This window comes from Exiguobacterium aestuarii, from assembly GCF_020171655.1.
Taxonomy (GTDB): domain Bacteria; phylum Bacillota; class Bacilli; order Exiguobacteriales; family Exiguobacteriaceae; genus Exiguobacterium; species Exiguobacterium aestuarii_A.
In genome coordinates this window covers 276,697-293,738 of the sequence record NZ_JAIVAC010000002.1, presented here as the reverse complement: position 1 = coordinate 293,738, position 17,042 = coordinate 276,697, and the positions used below count along the sequence as shown (strand labels likewise).

The 17,042-nt window shown below is 48.5% G+C and carries 18 protein-coding genes; all 18 read left to right on the top strand.

Annotated features, from left to right (window positions below):
- Positions 1-52: 52 nt before the first annotated feature.
- The 18 genes from ychF to LCM29_RS12385 all read left to right on the top strand — a co-directional run bounded on the left by ychF (position 53) and on the right by LCM29_RS12385 (position 17,016).
- Positions 53-1,153, top strand: coding sequence for a redox-regulated ATPase YchF (ychF, locus tag LCM29_RS12470; protein ID WP_214696529.1), 1,101 nt, complete (start codon positions 53-55; stop codon positions 1,151-1,153).
- A gap of 131 nt (positions 1,154-1,284) precedes the next feature.
- Positions 1,285-1,572 (top strand): 30S ribosomal protein S6, encoded by a 288-nt coding sequence (gene rpsF, locus LCM29_RS12465; protein ID WP_074034039.1) that lies wholly within the window; start codon positions 1,285-1,287, stop codon positions 1,570-1,572.
- A gap of 37 nt (positions 1,573-1,609) precedes the next feature.
- Positions 1,610-2,119: a single-stranded DNA-binding protein gene (ssb, locus tag LCM29_RS12460; RefSeq protein WP_074034037.1), complete on the top strand. Its 510-nt coding sequence runs from the start codon at positions 1,610-1,612 to the stop codon at positions 2,117-2,119.
- Positions 2,120-2,162: 43 nt separating this feature from the next.
- A complete protein-coding gene (rpsR, locus tag LCM29_RS12455; RefSeq protein WP_015880232.1) occupies positions 2,163-2,393 on the top strand; it encodes a 30S ribosomal protein S18 in 231 nt (76 codons plus the stop codon).
- 151 nt (positions 2,394-2,544) lie between these two features.
- Positions 2,545-4,536, top strand: a complete 1,992-nt coding sequence (locus tag LCM29_RS12450; protein WP_224863184.1) for a DHH family phosphoesterase — start codon at positions 2,545-2,547, stop codon at positions 4,534-4,536.
- Complete coding sequence (rplI, locus tag LCM29_RS12445) at positions 4,533-4,976, top strand: 50S ribosomal protein L9 (protein ID WP_224863182.1); 444 nt, start codon at positions 4,533-4,535, stop codon at positions 4,974-4,976. The genes LCM29_RS12450 and rplI overlap by 4 nt, the downstream gene beginning before the upstream one ends.
- A 17-nt stretch (positions 4,977-4,993) precedes the next feature.
- Positions 4,994-6,346 (top strand): replicative DNA helicase, encoded by a 1,353-nt coding sequence (gene dnaB / locus LCM29_RS12440; protein WP_015880235.1) that lies wholly within the window; start codon positions 4,994-4,996, stop codon positions 6,344-6,346.
- Positions 6,347-6,504: 158 nt separating this feature from the next.
- The gene (locus LCM29_RS12435; RefSeq protein ID WP_074034026.1) at positions 6,505-7,794 is read left to right on the top strand and encodes an adenylosuccinate synthase; all 1,290 of its coding nucleotides are present in this window, start codon (positions 6,505-6,507) and stop codon (positions 7,792-7,794) included.
- Positions 7,795-7,916: 122 nt separating this feature from the next.
- Positions 7,917-8,627, top strand: a complete 711-nt coding sequence (gene yycF / locus LCM29_RS12430) for a response regulator YycF (protein ID WP_214696534.1) — start codon at positions 7,917-7,919, stop codon at positions 8,625-8,627.
- A 3-nt stretch (positions 8,628-8,630) separates the two neighbouring features.
- The gene (gene walK, locus LCM29_RS12425) at positions 8,631-10,472 is read left to right on the top strand and encodes a cell wall metabolism sensor histidine kinase WalK (RefSeq protein WP_074034022.1); all 1,842 of its coding nucleotides are present in this window, start codon (positions 8,631-8,633) and stop codon (positions 10,470-10,472) included.
- Positions 10,472-11,854, top strand: coding sequence for a two-component system activity regulator YycH (yycH, locus tag LCM29_RS12420; protein ID WP_224863179.1), 1,383 nt, complete (start codon positions 10,472-10,474; stop codon positions 11,852-11,854). The genes walK and yycH overlap by 1 nt, the downstream gene beginning before the upstream one ends.
- Positions 11,841-12,665, top strand: a complete 825-nt coding sequence (locus tag LCM29_RS12415; RefSeq protein WP_214785439.1) for a two-component system regulatory protein YycI — start codon at positions 11,841-11,843, stop codon at positions 12,663-12,665. The genes yycH and LCM29_RS12415 overlap by 14 nt, the downstream gene beginning before the upstream one ends.
- Positions 12,666-12,678: 13 nt before the next feature.
- On the top strand, positions 12,679-13,470 hold the full coding sequence (locus LCM29_RS12410) for an MBL fold metallo-hydrolase (protein ID WP_224863177.1): 792 nt from the start codon (positions 12,679-12,681) through the stop codon (positions 13,468-13,470).
- A 51-nt stretch (positions 13,471-13,521) separates the two neighbouring features.
- Positions 13,522-14,781, top strand: a complete 1,260-nt coding sequence (locus tag LCM29_RS12405; protein ID WP_224863175.1) for a S1C family serine protease — start codon at positions 13,522-13,524, stop codon at positions 14,779-14,781.
- Between the two features lie 37 nt (positions 14,782-14,818).
- Positions 14,819-14,980, top strand: a complete 162-nt coding sequence (locus LCM29_RS12400) for a CxxH/CxxC protein (protein WP_214696548.1) — start codon at positions 14,819-14,821, stop codon at positions 14,978-14,980.
- An 83-nt stretch (positions 14,981-15,063) separates the two neighbouring features.
- Positions 15,064-15,543 (top strand): 23S rRNA (pseudouridine(1915)-N(3))-methyltransferase RlmH, encoded by a 480-nt coding sequence (gene rlmH / locus LCM29_RS12395; RefSeq protein WP_214749538.1) that lies wholly within the window; start codon positions 15,064-15,066, stop codon positions 15,541-15,543.
- A 72-nt stretch (positions 15,544-15,615) separates the two neighbouring features.
- Complete coding sequence (locus tag LCM29_RS12390; protein ID WP_224863173.1) at positions 15,616-16,377, top strand: hypothetical protein; 762 nt, start codon at positions 15,616-15,618, stop codon at positions 16,375-16,377.
- A gap of 84 nt (positions 16,378-16,461) precedes the next feature.
- Positions 16,462-17,016, top strand: a complete 555-nt coding sequence (locus LCM29_RS12385) for a GNAT family N-acetyltransferase (protein ID WP_224863171.1) — start codon at positions 16,462-16,464, stop codon at positions 17,014-17,016.
- Positions 17,017-17,042 lie beyond the last annotated feature (26 nt).

Below are 17,042 nucleotides of genomic sequence, written 5' to 3'. Positions count from 1 at the left end.
CCACAGACGGCTTAACATTTCCCGGGAAACACCGGATGAGGAGGAACTACTAGTGGGATTAACAGCAGGAATTGTCGGATTACCAAACGTCGGGAAATCGACTTTGTTTAATGCGATTACACAAGCAGGAGTCGAAGCGGCTAACTATCCGTTCGCGACAATCGACCCGAACGTCGGAGTCGTTGAAGTACCAGATGCACGTCTTGATCGATTGACGGAACTCGTCAAACCGAAAAAGACGGTGCCAACAGCGTTTGAATTTACAGATATCGCTGGAATCGTCAAAGGTGCATCAAAAGGTGAAGGACTCGGAAACAAGTTCTTGGCGAACATCCGCGAAGTCGATGCAATTTGCCAAGTCGTTCGTTGCTTTGAAGATGAGAACATCACGCACGTCGCGGGACGCGTCTCACCGATTGACGACATTACGACGATCAACCTTGAATTGATCTTAGCCGACCTTGAACAAGTCGATAAACGAATCGCTCGCGTTCAAAAAATGGTAAAAGCAAAAGATAAAGGAGCGGTACAAGAGCTTGAAGCACTTGAAATCGTACGTGACGTTCTTGAGTCGGAGCGCCCGGCACGTGTCGCTGAATTAACGGACGACCAACTCGCCATCGTGAAACACTTCCAATTGTTGACGATGAAGCCGATGCTTTATGTGGCGAACGTGAGTGAAGACGAAGTGGCGGACGCGGACTCAAACGAGTACGTACAAGCGGTCCGTGACCATGCGGCAACAGAAGGGGCAAAAGTCATCGTCATCTGTGCACGTATCGAAGAAGAAATTTCAGAGCTCGAACCGGAAGAGCGCCTCGAATTCTTGCAAGATCTCGGTATCGAAGAGTCAGGACTCGATCAATTGATTCGTGCTGCGTATTCGACACTTGGTCTTGCGACATACTTCACGGCAGGTGAAAAAGAAGTTCGCGCTTGGACGTTCAAACAAGGGATGAAAGCCCCACAATGTGCCGGTGTCATTCACTCTGATTTCGAACGTGGATTCATTCGTGCTGAAGTTGTCGCGTATGAAGATCTTTCGGCAGCTGGCAACATGACGACAGTGAAAGAACAAGGGAAACTTCGCTCGGAAGGTAAAGAATATGTCTTCCAAGACGGCGACGTTGTCACATTCCGCTTCAACGTATAAGTTGATTTGCTGAAACGTGTTGTAAAAGTCAAGGAAGTTTGATAGTATATTATGACGTGAGTAAAACAATTGTTTGCTCCTTGCTCCTACAAACCGGTAGGAGCCGTTAGTCCAAGAGGAGGTGAAAGATAATGCGTAAATACGAACTTCTTTACATTATCCGTCCATCAGTTGATGAGGAAGCGAAGAAAGCTTTGATCGAGCGCTTCAACAACGTCATCACTGAAAACGGTGGTACTGTTGAAAAAACAACAGACATGGGTAAACGTCGTTTCGCTTATGAAATCAACAAGATGCGCGAAGGACACTACGTTCTTCTTAACATCGTTGCTGAACCTAAAGCGATCCAAGAAACAGAGCGTCTCATGAAGATCTCTGACGACGTTGTCCGTCAAATGACAACAAAAGACGAGCGTTAATCCTTAACGCCTCGTATCGTGAAAGGGGAGCTTGGAGATGATTAACCGAGTTGTGTTAGTTGGTCGATTGACTCGCGATCCGGAAATGCGTTACACGCAGAGCGGAATCGCCGTAACACGCCTTACTCTCGCTTGCGATCGTCCATTCGCTGGACAAGATGGGAAGCGCGAGACGGACTTTATTGATTGTGTCGTTTGGCGCAAACAAGCAGAGAACGTAGCACAATACTTGAAAAAGGGCAGCATGGCCGGCGTTGACGGTCGCCTTCAAATCAGTAGTTACGAAGGACAAGATGGCCAACGTCGTTACCGGGCAGAAGTAGTCGCCGACAGCGTACGCTTCCTTGAACCACGCGGAGCCGCAGGGCAACGTGAGCAAGCACCATCTGGAGATGTCTTCGGTGGTGGTGAATCAAGTGGATCAGGATGGGGCGCAGGAGCTGCTTCGACTTCATCTCAGTCCTCGAATTCGAATAAAGGTTTTGACGCAGATCCGTTCTCGGGTGGCGGCAAAATCGACTTGTCAGATGATGATTTGCCATTCTAATCATTGTTGACAATAAAAACTAACTTATAAAGGAGGTCTTCACATGGCACGTCGTCCAGGAGGTCGTCGTCGTCGTAAAGTATGTTTCTTTACGTCGAACAACATCACTCATATCGATTATAAAGACGTAGAATTGCTCAAACGCTTCGTTTCGGAGCGTGGTAAAATTCTTCCACGTCGTGTGACTGGTACTTCAGCGAAATACCAACGTCCACTTACTGTCGCTATCAAGCGCTCACGTCAAATGGCTTTGCTTCCATACGTTGCAGAGTAATGTTTGACGAACGGCTTATCCTTTTGGATAAGTCGTTTTTTTGTATTTTACCTCGTTTGTAAGTGTGTAAGTGAAACCGACGAATATGGTATGATAGAGCAGAAACCTTTACGATTCCATGGGTGAACATTACTCATTTTAGGAGGCATACATGCACAGTGGTGAAGCAATAACATCCGTGAAGAACCAATACGCGCGGCACATGATTCCATATGTGGTTGGATTTCTTGTCTCGTTAGGATTGGCGTTCTACAGCATTGTGGCGGCAATCACCCTGTTTATGGGCACGCTGATCTTTTTCATCTATCAGCAAGTGACGATGCGACGGGAACGTAAAAATTGGGAACAGTATGTCCTTTCACTCTCTCATCAAATCGAAGAGGTCGGAAAAGAAGCGTTGACGACGATGCCGATTGGGATCTTAGTCTTCGATCAAGACCGACGAATCAGTTGGTATAACGAACAATCGCGATTGATCTTTGAACTTGATATGGCGATTGGTGTACCGCTTGATGCGCTCCATTCCGCATTCGATGAATTGATTGAAGAGGAAGAGGATGAAGCCACGATTGAAGTGGGTGACCGCGTCTACCGTGTCTATTACAACCAAATACATCAAACCCTTTATTTGTTCGATATGACCGAAGAAGCTGAGATTGAACAAAAGTACGCTCAAGCGCAGACGGTCATTGGTATTTTGTATCTAGATAACTATGATGAGATGTCGACCGCGGTGGATGAGCAAGTGCGAAGTGAAGTAAATCGTCGTGTGACGGTGCTTCTCAACCAATGGGCGCAGCGGCATCACATCTATATGCGCCGTACGGCAGCAGACCGCTTTTTCCTCGTGATGAATGAGCGGACGTTATCCGAACTTGAGAACAATCGCTTTTCCATTTTGGATGAAGTGCGTGATGCAACGAAGGAACAAAGGATTCCGTTGACGTTATCGATTGGGGTTGGATGTGGAGAAACGACATTGACGGAACTCGGTAACTTATCGCAGTCGAGTCTAGACCTTGGACTTGGTCGCGGTGGTGACCAGGCAGTCGTCAAACGTCATAACGGAAAAGTTCGTTTCTTTGGAGGGAAGACAAACCCGACGGAAAAACGGACGCGCGTCCGTGCACGTGTCATCTCGAACTCGATGCGTGATTTGATTCGCGAATCGAGCCGTGTCCTCGTCATGGGACATAAAAACCCAGATATGGACTCGCTCGGGGCTTCGATCGGGATTATGAAATTGGCTGAGTTTGTCGGACGTGAGGCGTACGTGGTTGTGCCGTCAGGTGAGACGAGCATCGGCATTCAACGTCTCGTTCAAGAGGTAGAAAACGATGACTCGTTATACAGCCAGTTCTTAACCGAATATGAAGCACAACCGCTCATCGATGAACAGACGCTTCTCGTCGTCGTCGACACGCATCGTCCTTCACTTGTCATTTCAAAAGACATCCTGTATCGAGCGGAGCGTGTTGTCGTGATTGACCATCACCGACGTGGTGAAGAATTTATCGAGGATCCGGTTCTTGTGTACATGGAACCTTATGCATCGTCGACGTGTGAGCTCGTCACGGAGTTGATTGAGTATCAGGCGGGAAGTCGCAAGCTCTCGATTTTAGAGGCGACGTCACTTCTTGCAGGAATCATGGTCGACACGAAAGGCTTTACGCTCCGTACAGGTTCACGTACGTTTGATGCGGCGTCCTACTTACGTATTCAAGGGGCTGACACGGTACTCGTGCAACACTTTATGCGTCAAGACCTTGATGCCTATATCGAACAGTCACAAATTTTGAAAAACACCGAGATTTACGCAGATGGCATGGCGATTGCGGTCGCTTCTGACGATGAGGCCCATCACCAGGTATTGATTGCTCAGTCTGCAGACCAGTTGCTGAACATGGAGGGCGTCAAAGCCTCGTTCGTCATCGCGATTTTACCGGATGGACGAACCGGGATCAGTGCGAGGTCACTCGGTGACGTCAACGTTCAAGTCATCATGGAAATGCTCGATGGCGGCGGACATTTGACGAATGCAGCGACACAACTCGAAATGAGTCGCGAACAAGCAAACGTCTTGTTAAAAGAAGCAATTGATCATTATATGACAGATGATACTGAAGGAGAGGAATTAGAATGAAAGTCATTTTGAAAGTAGATGTAAAAGGGCAAGGAAAAGCTGGAGAAGTGAAGAACGTGGCAGACGCTTACGCCAAAAACGTCTTGTTCAAGAAAAACTTGGCGGTTGAAGCGACACCTGGAAACCTAAAAGCGTTCGCGGCGAAAGAACGTCGTGCTGAAGAGGCTGCAGAAGAAGAGTTGAAAGAAGCGCAGCAACTTAAGGAAAAACTTGAAAAAGAGACGATTGCCGTCACGACAAAAGCCGGTGAAGGTGGTCGCGTGTTCGGATCGGTCACAAGCAAACAAATCGCGGATGCCCTCAAATCAATGGGCTACAAGATTGATAAGCGTAAAATTGAACTCGAGCACCCAATCAAGGCGCTCGGTTTCACGAAAGTGCCAGTGAAGTTGCATCATGACGTCGTTGCGACGTTGAACGTACATGTACAAGAAGCTTGAAGGTGAGGTAGAGACGGATGAGTGATGCGATTCAAGTCAATACACCACCACATAGCGTGGAAGCGGAGCAAGCCGTCTTAGGGGCGATCATCCTCGATTCGGACCGGTTGATCACGGCCTCAGAGCGGGTCGACCCGGACGACTTTTATCGCGTCAGCCACCAACGAATCTTTGAAGCGATGTTAAAAATCAATGACCGGGGCGAACTTGTCGACTTGGTCACGCTCAGTTCAGAGCTCCAGGCGCAAGGTATTTTAGACGAAATCGGCGGTCTCAACTATTTAGCGGAGGTCGCTGAATCCGTCCCGGCTATCGGGAACATCGGCTATTACTTGAATGTCGTCGATCAAAAAGCGGCACTTCGTCGTCTGATTCGAACGGCAACGAACATCGTTTCAGATGGTTATGAGCGTCAGGACGAGGTCGATTCTGTCCTCTCGGACGCGGAGCGGAACATTCTAAAAGTATCGCAACGGAAAGGGCAGTCCAGTTTCCACCCGATTGGTTCCGTTCTATCGGATGCCTATTCGACGATTGAAAAACTGCATCAGTCGAGCGGTGAGATTACCGGGATTGCCACAGGGTTCACGGATTTAGATAAGATGACGGCCGGTTTCCAACGAAACGATTTGATTATCGTGGCCGCTCGTCCATCTGTCGGGAAGACCGCGTTCGCCTTGAATATCTCGCAAAACGTTGCCGTCCGTACGGGCGAGAACGTCGCCATCTTCAGTTTAGAGATGGGGGCGGAACAGCTCGTCATGCGTATGTTGTGTGCGGAAGGAAATATCGATGCCCAGCGCCTCCGGACCGGACGCCTTGAAGCGGAAGATTGGGGTCGCTTATCACTTGCGATGTCTTCACTCTCACAAGCAGGCATCTACATCGACGATACGCCGGGTCTTCGTGTCAACGAGATTCGGGCGAAGTGTCGTCGCTTGAAGCAAGAGCACGGTCTTGGGATGATTATGATTGACTACTTGCAGCTCATCGTGGGGAACGGCAAACCGGGCGAGAACCGACAACAGGAAGTATCGGAAATTTCACGTACGCTCAAAGCGATTGCGCGTGAACTTCAAGTACCTGTTATCGCCTTGTCACAGCTCTCTCGTGGGGTAGAGAGTCGTCAAGACAAGCGACCGATGATGTCGGATATCCGTGAATCGGGAGCAATTGAGCAGGATGCCGATATTGTTGCCTTCCTCTATCGTGATGACTATTACGATAAAGAGAGTGAAGACGCCAATACGATTGAAATCATCATTGCGAAACAACGTAACGGTCCGACCGGTACGGTCAAGCTCTCCTTCCGGAAAGAGTACAACAAGTTCGTCAATATGGAGACACAAGCCTTCGCACCACCGATGTAACGTCGGTGGTGTCTTTTTTTATATAGGTGATTTGTAAAATAACGAACGAATAGTTACATGTTATATAAAACGTTCGGTATTGGATTGACTTTCTCGCTTTTCAAGTGTACACTTACGGATGGTTTGAACAGAACGTTGATCAATAAGGAGGATTCATTATGTCATCAGTAGTCGTAGTGGGAACGCAGTGGGGCGATGAAGGGAAAGGGAAAATCACCGATTTCTTATCGAAACAAGCCGAAGTCGTCGCGCGTTATCAAGGGGGAGACAACGCTGGTCATACGATCGTCTTCAATGATACGAAATATAAACTTCACCTCATTCCGTCGGGTATCTTCTATTCGGATAAGACGTGTGTCATCGGGAACGGAATGGTCGTCAACCCGAAATCACTCGTGACAGAACTCGCTTACTTACATGAGCGTGGTGTGAGCACGGATAACCTTCGTATCTCGAATCGGGCGCACATCATCTTACCGTATCACCAGCTTCAAGATCGTTTAGAAGAAGATGCGAAAGGTGATGCGAAAGTCGGGACAACACTTAAAGGGATTGGTCCAGCATACATGGACAAAGCGGCGCGTATCGGGATTCGTATCGCAGATCTTCTCGACAAAGAAGTGTTCGCAGAAAAATTAAAGACCGTTCTCGAGTTGAAAAACCGCATGTTCGTGAAAATGTACGAGGTCGATCCAGTTGAATTTGATGACATCTTCGAAGAGTACTACGCGTATGGCCAACAGTTTGCGAAATACGTGTGTGATACATCTGTCGTCTTGAACGATTCACTCGACGAAGAGAAGAAGGTTCTCTTTGAAGGAGCACAGGGTGTCCTGCTCGATATCGACCACGGAACGTACCCGTTCGTCACATCGTCGAACGCAGCATCAGGTGGCGTATCAAGTGGTGCCGGAATCGGTCCATCAAAAATCCATCACGTTGTCGGTGTTTGTAAAGCATATACGTCACGCGTCGGTGACGGTCCTTTCCCAACACAACTCGATGACGAGATCGGTCATACGATCCGTGAAGTCGGGAAAGAATACGGAACGACAACAGGTCGTCCACGTCGTGTCGGCTGGTTCGACTCGGTCGTCGTTCGTCACTCACGTCGTGTCAGCGGGATCACAGATCTTTGCCTCAACTCAATCGATGTATTGACAGGTCTTGAGACACTCAAGATTTGTACATCGTATGAGTACGAAGGAAAGCATCTTGATGAATATCCTCCGAACTTCCGCGTACTTGAGAAGTGTGTACCGGTATACGAAGAACTTCCTGGTTGGACTGAAGACATTACGGGCGTTCGTAACTTCGACGACCTTCCAGAAAACGCGAAACGTTACGTGCGTCGCATCGAAGAATTGACGGGTATTGAGTTATTGACCTTCTCGGTCGGACCGGCCCGTGAGCAGACGGTCATCTTGCGTGACATTTACGAAGCATAAGAAAGGAGAGCCATTGCGGCTCTCTTTTTCATTTCCACGGAAATGGACCACGCTTTCTAAGCTGTATAAAAAGAGTTACAATGTAGGCATGTACGTTTAATGATAAGAGGAGGACTCACTGAATGGATCGTACGATTTTAGTGGTAGATGACGAACAACCAATCGCAGATATATTGAAGTTTAAACTTGAAAAAGAAGGTTACCAGGTGCATGTCGCCTATGACGGCGAAGAAGCGCTCGTGAAAGTAGAAGAGATTCAACCGGATCTCATCTTACTCGACATCATGCTTCCACTCAAAGACGGCATGGAAGTATGCCGCGAGGTACGGAAGAAGTATGATATGCCGATTATCATGTTGACGGCAAAAGACTCAGAGATTGATAAAGTGCTCGGACTAGAGCTCGGTGCGGACGATTACGTCACGAAACCGTTTAGCTCACGTGAGTTGTTGGCTCGCGTCAAAGCGAACATGCGACGTCATGCGACGGCGCCTGCGCCTGAAGCAAAAGGGGCGAACGCAAACGATATCGTGATCGGCGACTTGACGATTCACCCGGATTCGTACATGGTGACGAAGCGGGAAGAGAAGATCGAGCTGACGCATCGCGAGTTCGAATTGATTCATTACCTCGCGCAAAACATCGGACAAGTGATGACGCGTGAGCATTTACTCCAAACGGTTTGGGGCTATGATTACTTCGGGGATGTTCGTACCGTGGATGTTACCGTACGTCGCCTTCGTGAAAAAGTAGAGGACAACCCATCGACACCGACGTATATCATTACGCGTCGCGGGGTCGGGTATTATTTGAAGGCAGGAGAAGAAGATTAAACGATGAAACGGACGAACTTCTTTAAATCAATCCAGTGGAAGCTCGTCGTCATCTATGCGCTGCTCATTCTCGTTGCGATGCAAGTCATCGGCGTGTACTTTGTGCGTTCTTTGGAACGGCAATACATCAACAACTTCTCGCAGTCACTCGTCGACCGGGCGAACCTACTGAGCTATAACGTCAGTGAGGGGATCGCCGCGAACGAGAGTGACTCGACCACGGACCAGCAGTTGAACCAGTTACTGGATCAGCTGCTGTCTGACTTTACCGAGAGCACGACGCTAGCTGACGACATTCGAGAAGTCCAAATCATTGATACGAACAGTGTCGTACGGGCGACCTCGAACCAGAACAATCAAAGTCTCGTCGGACAACGGACGGCAAGTACGTTTATCCAGAAGTCATTCGCGACAGGCGGCGCCCAAGAGACGCTCGTCTATGAAGATTCGAATGACCGGATGCGCGTCGTCGCCGTTCCCGTCAAGTCAGAAGTAGACGGGACCACAATCGGCATGATCTATATCGAGGCATCGATGCAGTCTATCTATAACCAGATGGAACAAGTCATCCGAATCCTTGCAACTGGGACGGTCATTGCCTTGATCATCACATCCTTCCTCGGTATCTTGTTATCTCGAACGATCACACGACCGATTGCCGATATGCGTCGGCAAGCCGTCGAGATGCGAAAAGGGAACTTCTCGCGAAAAGTTAAAGTGTATTCGGATGATGAGGTCGGTCAACTCGCCTACGCGTTTAACGAATTGACGGACGAGTTGATGGAAGCGAATGCGACGACAGAAGCAGAGCGCCGTCGATTGACGAGTGTCCTCGAGAACATGTCTGACGGTGTGGTTGCGACCGATCGTTCGTTACGGGTCATCTTAATGAACGACCAGGCACGTGACATGATCGGGGTCGATGAAGAAGAGGCGATGGGCATGAACTTGCAGAGTCTTCTCGCGTTCGAAGAGGAAATCGTCATCCCTGAGGATGGGACGATGCCGGCGAAACTGATTGACCTCAGTACGGATGAGGAACTGTTCCTCGTTCGAGCCTATTTCTCACCGATTCAAAAACATAGTGGACCAATCACAGGTCTTATCGTCGTCTTGCATGACGTCACCGAACAAGAGCAAGTTGAACAAGATCGCCGTGAATTCGTCGCAAACGTCAGTCACGAGTTGCGCACGCCGCTCACGACGATGCGTAGTTATTTGGAGGTCCTTGCGGAAGGGGCTTATCAGGATGATGAGTTGGCGCCGCGCTTCTTAGAGACGACGCAAAACGAGACAGAGCGAATGATTCGCCTCGTCAATGACTTGTTGCAACTCTCGAAGATGGACAGTAAAGAATATAAGATGCAGAAAGTGAAGTTTGACTTTGTGCAGTTCTTTAACGACATCATCGATCGTCATGAGATGACGAAAGGGGACGCGATTCAATTCCGTCGGAAGCTGATGAAACGTCGCGTGTACGTGCATGCCGACCAGGATAAGATGACCCAAGTGATCGATAACATCATTACGAACGCCATCAAGTTCTCACCGGAAGGCGGTACGATCACGTTCCGGACGATGCTTCGGGCGAAACGCCTCGTCATCGGCATCAAGGATGAAGGGGTCGGGATTCCGAAGTCGAACTTGAAGAAAATTTTCGAACGCTTCTATCGTGTCGATAAGGCGCGGGCGCGTAATATCGGTGGTACCGGACTCGGACTATCGATTGCCAAAGAAGTCGTATCCGCTCACGGTGGAGACATCTGGGCAGAGAGTGAATTTGGCCGCGGCACGACGATTTACTTCACGATTCCGTTCGATACGATTGTGGAGGTGAATGATTGATGAAACGGTTTACGATTGCAAAGCCAGAACTGTGGAAGTCGTTCCTTTTGCTCACGTTAATCGTCACGTCGATTGTTCAAACCATCATTTTGTGGGATTATCATCCCACCTATCAGGCAGTCCAATCGGAGACGCAATTGACGACGGTGGACGAGTCACTCCAACGCCGGGCGAATCAAGTCGTCATCCCGGTTCAAGCGGTCGTTCATGACAACAACGCCGTCTTCGCTTCGAAGAACACCCCAAAGCAGTTGATGCGGGTCATTCGGGATACGTTTGAAGCGAGTGAATTCAAACCACTCGCCGCAAAAAATATCCCGAGCTTTTACACGGATATCAACGAAGGACTCGAATTGATTTTACCGGAAGCCTATTATGCGGATACGCTCAGCTATATGCTGCCGGGCACGTACAGTCTGTCTGGAAAGATTCCGCAACGTGTGCTCATCTACATGGAAGACAATGCGTTTACCATCCGAACGATCATGAGTGACCAATCGATTTGGGAAGGGAAGTTGACGAAGGTCGGAAACGGCGACGTGAACAGTCTATTCCTAAAAAACTCGAGTCGGACGATGAAGCGAGTGACGTATACGGATGAACGCGTGAACTATATCCCGATCGTCGGACCGGAGATGAATGAGTTGTTCGCATATGACGTATCGTCGATTCAAATCGATGCGCGCCTCGACTGGATGCGGGACACGTTCTTCCCAGGCGACCCGAACGTCCAGGAAGTCGACCCGGCGAGTTCGGTCGGTGCATTGACGAACGGTGTCAGTGTGGCGGAATATGACGCGAAGCTGAACGCGAGTCGCTATCGGAACTTGTCTCGAAACAGCACTGAGCGGGAAACGGCACTCGGATTGGATTCGATTGTCGAATTCGTGAATTTCCATGGTGGATGGGTCGACGAGTCTTCGGAGAATCAAGGACTCTCGCTTCGTTTCGATGCCATTACACCGGCGAACAAAGGCTTTGAAACGACCGTATTCCGTTTTCATGTGAAAGGATTCCCGGTCTTTAGCCAACGTGAGGCGTTTATCAACAATGACGCCATCGACTTATCCACATTGCGTGTGGAAAACGACGGGGCGCAAGTCCGGTCCATCACACGACATCACTTAGAGATTGACCGCTTGATCACAGTCGGCACGACGCAGCTGGCTGACGCAGAAGAAGTACTCGGGACACTCATCAACTCTGGACGGTTTGAGAACGTGACTGAGATTCGAATCGGTTATGAAATTGAGTATAACGAGGATACGAGCCGATATGTGACGTTCTCACCGAATTGGTTCGTACGTGAAGCGGGACGTTGGGTCCCATATAATCAGTCAGAAGATTGGACAGAAAGGATGATGTATCGTGGATTGGAGTAAAGCGAAAACCATTTTAATCTTCGCCTTCCTCGCCTTGAACATCTATCTGTTGTTCCAATTGGTGACTGAGACATGGGCGACCGAAGTCGTGACGAACGACAACACGTCGATTGCACAAATTTTAGACCAACGAAACGTCGACCCGGCCAAACTGCCACGAATGGGTCGGGATATCGGTTATTTGACAGGGTCGTCTGAAGAGATGTCGGCCGCGATGATCACGAAAAATCGGGAGGCGCAACTGGCGACGACGCTCGACAATATGCAACTCGAAGTCGAGCTGAAACAGCCGGTACCGCTCGATGCAAAAGAATTGAGAACAACGGCTTCAACGTTTGTTGCGGAGTATGTCCCGTTCGGAGAAGAATATGCCTACTGGCGATATGATGAAAAGACGAGACAAATCGCTTTCGTCCAAACGTTTGAAGATAATAAGATTTTCTCGGCACCTGAAGTTGAGGGAGATTCGGAGATGTATATCGGACCGTCCCTCATCTTGATTCAATTGAATGAGGCGTTTGAAGTGACGGATTATAAGCAACGTCACTTGAAAGACATCTCATCGAAACCACAAGACGATCTCGTGTTAACGGCCAGCGAAGCCATCTCTCAACTTGCGTCACGGAAGTATTTCCAACCGAACCAGGAGATGCGGGCCATCAACACCGGTTTTTATAGCTTACCCCTCGACAGCTCTGGCGGTTTGATTATCATGCCACCGCTCTGGTCGGTCGCGATTGACGATCATGTGTATTTCGTCAATGCCATCGACGGAACGGTAGAGCGCGTCGAGTTTGAAACGAAAGAATGAAAGGAGTGATGGTGTGAGTTTACAGTATAGTGTGTTAGCGAGCGGGTCGACCGGGAACGCCCTCTATATCGAGACGGGACGGACAAAGCTGCTCGTCGATGCCGGATTGACCGGGAAAGCGATGCAACAACGCATCGAAGCGATCGGTCGGTCGTTTGATGGGATCGATGCACTGCTCGTCACCCATGAGCACTCCGACCATATTAAAGGAGTAGGGATATTAGCGCGAAAGTATAACTTACCGATTTATGCGAATGCGAAGACGTGGGCGGCGATGGAATCACTCATCGGAAAGATTGACCCAGCGTTGAAGTTTCACATCGAGGTCGGGGACATCAAGCAGTTCGGTGATATCGAGATTGAAACGTTCAACGTCAGTCACGATGCGGCGGACCCGATGTTTTATCAGTTTGCCCACGACGGGAAACGCTTGGCCCATATCACGGATACCGGCTACGTCTCAGACCGGATGAAAGGGATTATCCGCGGAGCTGACGACTTTATCTTTGAGTCAAACCATGACGTCTCGATGCTGCAGATGGGACGTTACCCATGGAGCGTCAAACGACGCATCCTTGGGGACTACGGACACGTCTCGAATGAGGATGCGGCGATTGCGATGAGCGAGGTCATCGGTGACCGGACGAAACGGATCTACTTGGCGCACTTAAGCAAGGACAACAACATGAAAGAGCTCGCGCAAATGAGCGTCTCGCAAACACTCGGCATGCGGGACGTCGACTTAGGTCGGATCAAATTGTGCGATACGGACCCGACAATCCCCACTTCGCTCGTTTCTTTATAAGGAAACTTGGGAAAAGACAGTTATCATATTGTCTTGAAGGGGGGACGCGTCGTGAACGAAGAGAGACACCATGAGTATGAACCTCAAGACGTCGAACCTGAAGTACACGAAGCAACAGAAGAGAAATCGACGTATCCGTCTCGGAGCGAATGGCGTCCGAAGCAAGAGGAGCACGTACGCCACAAGCCGAGACCGAATATAAAACCGTTGTTACTCGGAGGGGTTGGCGGATTCTTAGGAGCGGCTTTGTTTTTTGTCACAGTGATGCTCTGGGATTCGCCGACCTCTCGTTTTGTGACGAATGAACTGACGCGGACCGAGCAAGCCGTGACCGTCACCGAATCCGACGTCACGACCGCTGTACTTGGAGCGAAGACGTCCGTTGTCAGTATTACGAACATTCAGCGGGCCTTCACCTCAGACTCGCAGTGGGAGGCGGGCGCTGGTTCTGGTGTCATTTATAAAGTGGAAGGGAACACGGCATATATCGTCACGAACTTCCACGTCATCGAAGAGGCAGACGAAATCAATATCGCCTTTTCCGACGGTCAGATCGCGTCGGCAACGATTCTCGGTGAAGACCCGCTCAATGATTTGGCGGTCGCAGAAGTTGAGCTGCCAGATAACATCGATGCGAAACCGATCGTGCTTGGTGATTCGACCGTGCTACAAGCCGGTGAGACTGTCATGGCCATCGGAAATCCGCTCGGTGTCTTCTCAAACTCGGTCACCCGTGGTATCGTCAGTGGTGTCGAGCGGACGGTGCCGGTCGATACGAATAGCGACGGCTTGATGGATTACAACGCAGAAGTCATCCAGACCGATGCGGCCATCAACCCAGGGAACTCGGGCGGTGCCCTCATCAATATTCGTGGGGAGCTCGTCGGGATCAATTCGATGAAAATCGCCGAAGCGAGCGTAGAAGGGGTCGGCTTCTCGATTCCGGTGAACGTGGCGCTGCCGGTCATTGACATGTTAGAACGCGATGGGAAAGTGACACGGGCACAGCTCGGGGTCACGATTCAAGAAGTCATTGCGGTACCTGGTAACGTTCGGGAAGAGTATGGCATCTCATTCGACCAAGAAGACGGTGTCTTCGTCGAAGAAGTGACACCAGGTAGTCCGGCTGAAGAAGCGGGACTTCGCGTCGGCGATATCATCACGCAAATCGGAGATCGCGAGATTAAACGATACGTTGATTTACGCGATGCACTCTATCGAGATGCAACGGTCGGTGATACGATTACGATTGAGTATTTACGTCGCGGTGAAGCAAGTGAAACCGAGGCGACGTTAACTGAAGCAACATAAAGAAGCGGCGACGCTTCTTTTTTAAGGAGGAAAAACTGTGGAAAAAAAAGTATGCAAGGAACATGTTGAAATCGCTTTAGACATCATTGTGGATGAAACAGGGGAGTACCCGTTGTTAGAGGAATTATCCACAAGTGAACAAGTGACATGTGAGTTCTGTGAAGCCGACGCAACATATGTTGTGTCAAGCAAAAACTAATTATCAACATGTGGATTTGTGGATAACTCTGTGGATAACCCTATGGATAACTCCAAAAAAACTGTGGAAAAAGGAAGAATTGGATGAATATTTCAATTATCACGGTAGGCAAACTAAAAGAAAAATATTTAAAACAAGGAATTGCCGAGTATACAAAGCGGCTCTCTGCCTACGCAAAAGTGCAGGAAATCGAGGTCTCAGACGAAAAAGCACCCGAGCATTTAAGTGAGGCAGATATGTTATTAGTAAAACAAAAAGAAGGCGAGCGGATTTTAGCGAAGATATCCCCAGACACGCACGTCATCGCTTTGGCGATTCAAGGGAAGCAGCGGACGAGTGAAGCGTTCGCTCGTGAACTCGATCAACTCGCAACGTATGGCAAGAGTAAAATCGCCTTCGTCATCGGAGGATCGCTCGGTCTGTCGGACGATGTGATGAAACGAGCGGACGATACGATCTCGTTCTCGAAGATGACATTCCCGCATCAACTCATGAAGCTCGTATTGTGTGAACAGATTTATCGGGCGTATCGGATCAATCGGAATGAGCCGTATCATAAATAAATATTTTCAAAGAGTCATCTAGAACATTGTTTTATACTTGTTCTAGATGACTTTTTTTAGGAGTTGAATCATATGGGTGTTTGGGGAGTAGCAATTTTATCGAATGATCTTGCCGAAGATATTCGGTTTATATACAAAGATTTACTAGGGGACGGCTATTCGAATGAACAAGCGAGTGAAAAGGTCATTCAAGAGTACGTAGATGAATTAGATACTGAAGAAATGACACTTTTTTGGCTTTCCTTTGCACTTATTCAATGGAAGCTAGGACGATTACAAGGTCATGTAAAACAAAATGCTGTAGAGATTATTGACAGTGGAATCGAGCTAGAAAATTGGAACGATGATTTAAAGTTAAGGAAGAAAAGAGAGGCCGTTCTTCTTAAATTAAAACATCAATTGAATCAGCCTCAGCCCCTGGCTAAAAAGATTCCTAAGCGCTTTGTAGCGGATACGACGTTTAAATCAGGAGACATTGTCAGTTTCCAAATGGACTCTTCCGAATATATCCTGTTAAAAGTGATTGATATTATTGAGCAGTGGACACGTGATCGGTACCCACTTTTTGAGATATACGATTGGCAGGGAAAAGAGATTCCTTCATTAGAGGAAATCAGTACATTGAGATTAAAGACCGGATATTATGATGACGATGAGGACATGCCTCGAAAAATTGCCGTGTATCAGTCTGGTAAAAGGGATCCATTCATCAAGCGGGCTAGTCTCATTGCTGAAGGTTTTCCTGTAACGAGTGATACGGAACCACCTTACACCTTGTTATCTTGGAAGAGCCTCAACGCACTTATAGATGAGATGAATCTAAATAAAAACTAGATTGGACGATAGGATTCATCAAAACGATTGATTTTGCATCGGACTGTAATATTCTCAATCAAGGAAATGGAGCTGCAGCCAAATATGAACCACACCATCAATCTTCTAACAAATCAAATTGCTCTCGACTTTTTAACAACCTTCGAACGTTTTCAGGAAACGCATCGCATTTATGCCGTGGATTCGAGCGGTCAACTTTATCAAAAAGACGAGCATTACATCGATGAATGGGATGATGCGAAAAAACAACAGGTCATTGAGATTCTTAACTTCTACATCGACCGTGGCGGCGTTGTTATGGCAATCCAAAAAAGTGAAACGTTACTTGGCTTTGCCGGACTGGATGGACACCCGCTCGGAACGGAAGGACAGTATTTGAATCTGGGCTTCATTCATGTGAGTCGTCCTAATCGTGGACAGGGGATTGGTAAAGTGTTATTTGAACAGGTCTGTCAGGCAGCGGTCGATCGAGGTGCAAAGAAACTCTACATCGGGGCGAACCCGGCCGTCGATACGTATCATTTCTATGAAGCGATGGGATGCATACTAGCCGAAGAAATCGTGCCAGAAATCTATAAAGAAGAACCACTCGATTTACAACTCGAATATGTTTTATCGTTTCCTGAGACCGCATCGTAACGATGTGGTCTTTTTCATGTACAAAA